Below are 7,289 nucleotides of genomic sequence, written 5' to 3'. Positions count from 1 at the left end.
TCTTCGCATTCGAAACAGCAAAAATCGCGGTCCGCAGAGGCAAGCAGGATTGATGTCGATTGGATTGCAATGGCTCTGTTTCGTGTGGGTAACAGCCACGTGGTCTTATTTTGGTATACAATTGCTGTCTTTGATCCGCCATTGTCCCCACCTCAAATTTCAACGAGAGAACCTGCGTAATGAACTCATCCTATGACCGTCGCCGTCTGTTTCGCGCATCAGCTGCTGCTGTTGTGGCACTCGGTTTGAAGGATCCGTTTTCGCACGCATTGGCGGCTGACCAATCTTCTCTGGGGAGGCCGGTCAAGCTCGAGGCCGGTGACACGATCCTTTTCCAAGGAGACTCGATTACGGACGCCGGGCGTGACCGCCGGCGCAATGGTGTCAATGATCCGCGTGGGTTCGGCAGCGGATATCCGATGATGATCGCAAGCGGGTTGCTGAGAGATTACCCGGCCAACGGATTACAGATTTTCAATCGAGGGATTAGTGGAAACAAAGTTCCCGATTTGGCGGCTCGTTGGCAACAAGATTGCATCGATCTCGAACCGAACCTGCTAAGTATTCTGATCGGAGTCAACGATATTTGGCACAAGCGATCAGGCAAATACGATGGAACTGTCGAATCTTTCCATTCGGGGTTAACGGAATTGTTGATTCAGACAACGGCGCAGTTACCAGAAACCACGATCGTGATTTGCGAACCGTTCGTTTTACGCTGCGGTGCGATCGATGACTCGTGGTTCCCTGAATTCACTGAGCGACGCGAAGCCGCCCGTAAAGTTGCCGACTCTCTCTCACTTCGTTGGGTGCCATTCCAAGAAATGTTTGATGAAGCCGTCAAAGTTGCGGAGCCAAAATATTGGGCTGGCGATGGCGTCCATCCGACCATGGCCGGTCATGCGTTAATGGCCAAGACGTGGCGTGAAACGCTGGAAATCTAAAATCGCTTAAGTGGTCGCAGCGCCCTCGACGCGGGTGGCATTGGTTGGCCCGTCGTCCACGTTCGTTTCGTAGTACGTTGGCGGTTCGTAGGTCCATCCATCGGCCAATCGTGCCTGCTCGTCGCGAAGCCTTTTCAAAATATAGCGGCCAACGATGGGGGCTGCATGTCGCGACTTTGCACCGTATAGCTCGTGAATGTCGTCGAGTAGTTGCGAGCACATTTTTGCGATCCGTGGCTTGTCCTCGTAGGCACGCTCGGTGGCCCAGAGAACTCCGGAATACTTGACCGGCAAACTTGCTGCTTCCTCGGAAAATCGTGCGCGAATCCGTGCGTCAGGATGATTTTTGTAACGTTCCCAAGTTCGTAAAGTCGTACGAATGATTCGGATTGCACTGGGGCCATTGACGTCAAAGTCACGATGAAAAGCTCGCAATAGAAACTCGGTTTCTTGGCCATCTTTGATATTTGGATGATGGAAATTGAATCTCAATTGCCCATGAATGTCGGGAATCGAAATCTCGCTTCGATCCAACAGCGTGCCTTTGGCTTCGTGCTCGGCATACAATGGCGTGCCAGGGATCGGCGTGTAGAGCATAAATTGGTGAAATTCGCTGTTATGAGCGACCGCGTGATCGATCGCTTCGTCGATATTCTCAGGTGTATGTTCTTCTAACCCAATGATGCTGCTTCCCAAGACGCGAATTCCGTGGGACTGAAGCTCTTTGACCAGCGAAAATGTATCGGTTCCTGCCAACTTGGTGTACTGGGACGATTTTCCTTCTAAGCCCATCCAAACCCAACTCACCCCGAGTGCAACGAGTTGTTCCATGGTGTATTGCTTCAAGATGTTCGCACTGCTGAACAGATATAGCGACCACGGTTTGTTGTGCTTTTGCATCAATTCGAGCAGCCCGAGTGCTCGCTTTTTGTCGACCAAAAAATTCTCGTCCATGACAAAGAAGGCCCGCGTATCGAGCGTCTTTTCGAGTTGGCACATGATATCGAATAGCTGCTGGCCGGTCTCAAAGAACTTGACGTATTTCCCTTTGCCGCCAAACATCGCCGACGTTGAGCAGAAGTTGCATCCCATCGGACATCCAGCCGACGGAATCAGCGTTGCGGCAATATCGCCCGGATGGTTTTTTAGGTTGATACCCATCATCCGACTGCCAATGTTCGCGATCACTTGCGGGTGTTTCAGCGGCGTCTGTGTATCTTGGCCGAGGAAGTCCCGCATCCAACAAATGCCGTCACCGCGAACGACGTGATCATAGTCGCAAAATTGATCAAGCCCAGGAAAGTTACCGATGTGGCCGCCAATCACGATGGTGGCATTCGGTAAATGCTTGCGAATCATCCGACACATTTTGCGGACCTTGATCAAGTTCGTTTGGATCGAACTAATGCCCACCACGTCGTAATCGTTCTCTTTGATTTCCTGCAAAAATCGTTTTTCACTCGGAAAATCAAGCAGCGTGGTGGGAGCTTCCAAGTTGACTTGGATCAGCATCAAACCCCACGACCGCTGGAACGTTCGAAGCGAATACGCTTGCTGCACGCGAGTCACTTGGTTGTGGTACAACTCCATTGGATTGATCAAGCGGCTACCCGCACCATCGTCGACGGCGTAAGGGCCAAATACACTGGTCAGCAGTACCTTCGCGCGTGACCCGAGCGGGTGCTTGTCAGGGGCGGTTGGTTGTGCAATTGGGGTGGCGTTGGTTGAGTCAGGCATGGTCGAGTCAGGCATAGTGCCGATCCGTTTGGGTGGCGGTCAGAGTCCTAATGGGGTGCTCACGCTAGACCATCGCCCCGGGTGGGGTCAATCGCCAATCGGCGGAAGTGGACATAACGTCGCACCAAAGGTGAGGAATTGTAGGCTTTCGACAGGTTTTGCCCGGAATTCTCGGGGCTTTCCAATGATTAGGTTTGGGGGGGCGATTGAGATTTGAATTAGGATTATGATTAGTGGCCATGAACACCAGGATGCCGGAGCCTGTTTTGACTCTACCTTCTTGGCACCTCCCACCTCTCTCCTCACTCGAAGAGTCTTTCGTTATGCGAACTCGCTTTCTTTCCTATGTTGTCCTCGCGTGCTTGACCGCCTTGACCCATTTTTCGGTGGCATCCGCAAAGGAACTCTTTGACGGCCAAAGTTTGGCGGGATGGCAGGGGCACCTCGATAGTGACACGGCCAAGACTGCTGACGTTTGGAGTGTTCGCGATGGTGTGTTGGTTTGCAAAGGGACACCGTTGGGATACCTTCGCACCACCGAAAAGTACACCAATTTTCAATTGAAACTGGATTGGCGTTGGGCTGTCGATGATGAATCGGATGCTGGAAGAAAAGCCAATGCTAAGACTCCCAACAGTGGTGTTTTGTTGCGAATCACAGGAGACCCGATTGGGTTTATGCCCCGCTGTGCCGAGGCTCAATTGCAGAGCGGTAGTGCGGGTGACATTTGGGCGTTCCGCGGATTTCCGCTTACCCCAGGCCAGGATCGCATTCGCGAAGTCAAAGACCACGCAGTGCTAGGCGATTTCTCAGGTGTCGCAGCGATGGCCAAGGCTGAAAAAGAATTGGGGCAGTGGAACTCGTATGACATCACGATGAATGACGGCAAGTTGACAGTCAAAATCAACGGCCAATTGGTTAACGAAGCCACGGGATTAGAAGTTGTTTCCGGGTACATTGGTTTACAGTCCGAAGGGGCGGAGATTCATTTTCGAAATATCGAAGTAACGCCGCTCAACGAGGAGCCGTCGGAAGATTGGATTTCGCTGTTCGATGGCAAATCGTTTGACGGTTGGAAAGTCAACGAAAACCGTGGCACTTGGAGCGTCCAAGATGGATGCCTCGTCACCGAGGGCCCTCGCAGCCATCTTTTCTATGAAGGCCCAGTGGCCAAGCATGACTTCAAGAATTTCGAGTACCAACTTCAAGTAAAAACGCGGCCCGGGTCCAACAGCGGTGTCTACTTTCATACCAAGTATCAAGCCGAAGGTTTCCCAGGTAACGGTTATGAAGTCCAAGTCCACAACACAAACCGTCGGGACGGCCGATACCGCGAATTGAAGTTAACCGGAAGCCTTTACGGCATCCGAAACATCTATCATTCCTTCGCCAAAGATAACCAGTGGTTTTCGATGCGGGTCAAAGTTATCGGCAACCGAGTGCAGGTCTGGGTGAACGATTATCCAACTGTCGACTATTTGATTCCCGAAGATTCACGTCGCGGATTGCAAACCGGCACGTTTGCTCTTCAAGGGCACGACCCGACGAGTTGGGTCGCGTACCGCGATATCAAAGTACGTGTGTTGCCAGACGATGCTACGGTGGAGTCCAGAGCGTCAACCGATGGCTACGGAATTGATCCGCGCGTGATCGACCGCACTTCGCGTGCCGATATTCCGTTGATCGACTATCACGTTCATTTGCGTGGTGGGATGACGGTTGAAAAAGCAATGGATCGCCAAGCGGTGACGGGATTCAATGTGGGCGTGCTTCGCAATTTGGGCAAAGGATGGCCGATTGAAAACGACGAACAACTCGAAACGTTTATCAACCGTGTTGACGATCGTCCAGTGTTCATTGGATTGCAGGTGAATGATCGCGATTGGTATACCGAGCATTCTCAGGAACTGATTGGTCGGCTTGATTTCATTTTGGCCGATACGATGATCATGCCGATGCCCAATGACGACAGCGAACCGGTAAAATTGTTCGTGCCCGAGGCGTTTCAAATCGATGATCCCCAAGCGTGGATGGATCGCTATGTGGCCCACAATTTAAAAGTACTTGCCGAACCGATTACGATTTTGGCCAATCCTACTTGGTTGCCCGAAGTGGTGGCTGACCAGTATGACGCGTTATGGACCGACGAGCGAATGGAAAAGGTCATCCGTGCGGCGGTGGACAATCATGTTGCACTTGAAATCAACGCTGGCAGCGGCTATCCGCATGACGCGTTTATTCGAAAAGCAAAGGCCATGGGGGCGAAATTTAGTTTTGGCTCGAACAACTTTGATGATAAACCGCACGACATGACGCGGTGCATTGACGCAGTGAAAAAATATGAACTGAAGCACTCGGATATGCGTGTTCCGGAAGTGATCGCCGGCCAGTAATTTGTTTGAGTTGGCTCTTTCCGGGCTTGACCTACATGAACCCATTCAGGTAATTCTAAGTACGAAACACGAGGGACTTGGCTTATATGGATTCCAAGCCCCCACTCAACTCTACAAGCTCAACCATGGAAGGTTGCACCTATGGCCGATGCCAACCGCGGCGTCCCCTTGTTGGACGTCAATCGGGATAATCGTCCCCTCCGCGACGAATTTATTGAAGCGTTGACCGAAGTGGTCGACAGTGGCCGATTCTTATTCGGTCCTGACGTGACGTCGCTTGAAAGTGAAATTGCCGGCTATTGCCAAGTCGACAATGCCATCGGATGTGCATCGGGCAGTGACGCGCTGCTGTTGCCTTTGATGGCGCTCGGCATCGGCCCGGGCGACGAAGTGATCGTCCCTAGCTTTACATTTTTTGCGTCGGTTAGCTGCATCACGCGGCTTGGTGCGACCCCCGTTTTTGTCGATATTTGCCCGGATACGTTCAATATTGATCCGGAAGGCATCCGCGAAGCGATCACGGATCGGACTCGTGCGATCATTCCCGTTCACCTGTTCGGCCAATGTGCCCAAATTGACCGGATTTGCCAAATCGCCGGTGACCGAGACATTCCCGTAATTGAAGATGCTGCCCAAGCGATTGGTGCGGCCTACCATTCGCGTCCAGCGGGAAGTTGGGGTTCGGTTGGTTGCTTTAGCTTCTATCCGACCAAAAATTTGGGCGGTATGGGCGATGGCGGCATGATGACCACCAATGATGCCGGCACCGCAGACCGTTTGCGATTGTTCGCCGGTCACGGTATGCGACCTCGCTATTACCACCAAGTGGTCGGCATAAACAGTCGGCTTGATACGTTCCAAGCGGCAGTTTTGCGAGTCAAGCTGCGTCGTTTGTCGGACGCCGTTCAAGACCGTCAAACCAATGCGGACCGATACAGTCGGTTGTTGACGGAATCGAAATTGGTTGCAAGCGATCAGGTAATCTTGCCACCGCTCGACCCAAATGCATTCCACGTTTGGAATCAATATGCGATCCGGATTGGCGATGGCCGCCGAGACGCTTTACGAGCCCATTTGTCCGAACACGGCATTGGCAGCGAGATTTATTATCCCGTACCAATGCATCAACAAGAGTGCTTCGAGTACTTGAATGTTGATCGCGACACGATGGTGGAAACCGAACGGGCAAGCATGGAAGTTTTGAATCTACCCATTTTCCCATCGCTGAGCGAAGATGAGCAACATCGCGTGGTCGAATGTATCGGCAAGTTCTATGCCGCGGGAGCGAAATCGGCCGCAGCATAGAGTCAACGGGAAATAATGCAGAATTGAGTGGCCGACGTCGGAGTAGACGCCGGCCACTTTTTTTTCCTGCAAACAGGGGAATGAAACGCCTGTGAGGGTTTGGTCGGGCTAAGCAGCAGTGGAGGCTGACGAAGCCGGAAAGTCGCTCACAATCGCTCATCTCACCTCGTGACACAAACGTCCGCGGGCAGGCCAAACGCTGCATTTGGCTGCGAATCCGCAAATGTGCCTTGTCGAATGCTTGCCTTTGCGAATACTATAGTGGTAGTTCGATTCAGTGGTGAGACTGGTAGAAATCACCCTCTGAGTTGTGCTGCGTGTTTTCCGCATTTCCAAAACCGGCCTCGAGAGACGGGGTTGTAAGAAGGGATATTATCGACGATGGCAGTCAAACTTACCGAACGAGCCGCAGATGAAGTGAAGCGGTTCCGAAAAGAGCATAATTTCGAAGACACCATGTTGCTCCGTATCGGCGTTGCTGGCGGTGGATGCAGTGGATTCAATTATACGCTGAACTTCGATGACAATTTCGACGAAAAGGCCGACAGCAAGTACGATTGGCACGGCGTCGAAGTCGTCGTCGACAAGAAGAGCGCCCTGTATCTCGACGGCACCACGGTCGATTGGTACGAGAGTCTTGAAAAGCAAGGATTCACGTTCGAGAATCCCAACGCGGTGAAGAGCTGCGGTTGCGGCAGTTCATTCCAAGCATAAGTTGGACGTTCAGCCAATCGGTTGGCCCAAGCCATCCAAAACTGCGATTGGGCTGGGCTTTGCGTTTAAAATTAAGCCTCTCCGAGACGTTCGGGGAAACACATAATCCGCGTTGGCCTTTGGTCAATGGCGGATTTTTTTGTGGCATGATTTTGGCCTCAATCACTTCTGCTTTGAAAAACGGTGCTGAGTTACT

The 7,289-nt window shown here is 52.1% G+C and carries 5 protein-coding genes; 4 read left to right on the top strand and 1 reads right to left on the bottom strand.

The annotated features are described in order from the left end of the window. Window positions 1-179 precede the first annotated feature (179 nt). Window positions 180-944 carry an SGNH/GDSL hydrolase family protein gene (locus CA13_RS02555; protein ID WP_146394455.1) on the top strand — a complete coding sequence of 255 codons (765 nt, stop codon included), beginning with the start codon at window positions 180-182 and terminating at the stop codon, window positions 942-944. 6 nt (window positions 945-950) lie between these two features. Here the strand turns inward: CA13_RS02555 and CA13_RS02550 are convergent, their stop codons facing one another. Then, complete coding sequence (locus tag CA13_RS02550; RefSeq protein ID WP_146394454.1) at window positions 951-2,696, bottom strand: B12-binding domain-containing radical SAM protein; 1,746 nt, start codon at window positions 2,694-2,696, stop codon at window positions 951-953. A gap of 308 nt (window positions 2,697-3,004) precedes the next feature. Here CA13_RS02550 and CA13_RS02545 point away from each other — a divergent pair, with 308 nt between their 5' ends. The 3 genes from CA13_RS02545 (at window position 3,005) to CA13_RS02535 (ending at window position 7,093) form a co-directional block, all read left to right on the top strand. Next, window positions 3,005-5,074 (top strand): DUF1080 domain-containing protein, encoded by a 2,070-nt coding sequence (locus CA13_RS02545; protein ID WP_419193852.1) that lies wholly within the window; start codon window positions 3,005-3,007, stop codon window positions 5,072-5,074. A gap of 141 nt (window positions 5,075-5,215) precedes the next feature. Further along, window positions 5,216-6,379, top strand: coding sequence for a DegT/DnrJ/EryC1/StrS family aminotransferase (locus CA13_RS02540; protein WP_146394452.1), 1,164 nt, complete (start codon window positions 5,216-5,218; stop codon window positions 6,377-6,379). Between the two features lie 381 nt (window positions 6,380-6,760). Further along, entirely contained in the window at window positions 6,761-7,093 is a 333-nt protein-coding gene (locus CA13_RS02535; protein ID WP_146394451.1) for a HesB/IscA family protein, read from the top strand. The last annotated feature ends 196 nt before the right edge of the window (window positions 7,094-7,289 follow it).

This window comes from Novipirellula herctigrandis (assembly GCA_007859835.1).
GTDB classification, from domain to species: Bacteria; Planctomycetota; Planctomycetia; order Pirellulales; family Pirellulaceae; genus Novipirellula_A; species Novipirellula_A herctigrandis.
This window is presented reverse-complemented; position numbering and strand designations above follow the sequence as displayed.

What these genes read in the sequence shown, in the direction of transcription:
- CA13_RS02540 (WP_146394452.1), top strand. Translation starts at nt 5,216, where the DNA reads ATGGCCGATGCCAACCGCGGCGTCCCCTTGTTGGACGTCAATCGGGAT.
- CA13_RS02535 (WP_146394451.1), top strand. Translation starts at nt 6,761, where the DNA reads ATGGCAGTCAAACTTACCGAACGAGCCGCAGATGAAGTGAAGCGGTTC.
- CA13_RS02545 (WP_419193852.1), top strand. Translation starts at nt 3,005, where the DNA reads ATGCGAACTCGCTTTCTTTCCTATGTTGTCCTCGCGTGCTTGACCGCC.
- CA13_RS02550 (WP_146394454.1), bottom strand. Translation starts at nt 2,696, where the DNA reads ATGCCTGACTCGACCATGCCTGACTCAACCAACGCCACCCCAATTGCA.
- CA13_RS02555 (WP_146394455.1), top strand. Translation starts at nt 180, where the DNA reads ATGAACTCATCCTATGACCGTCGCCGTCTGTTTCGCGCATCAGCTGCT.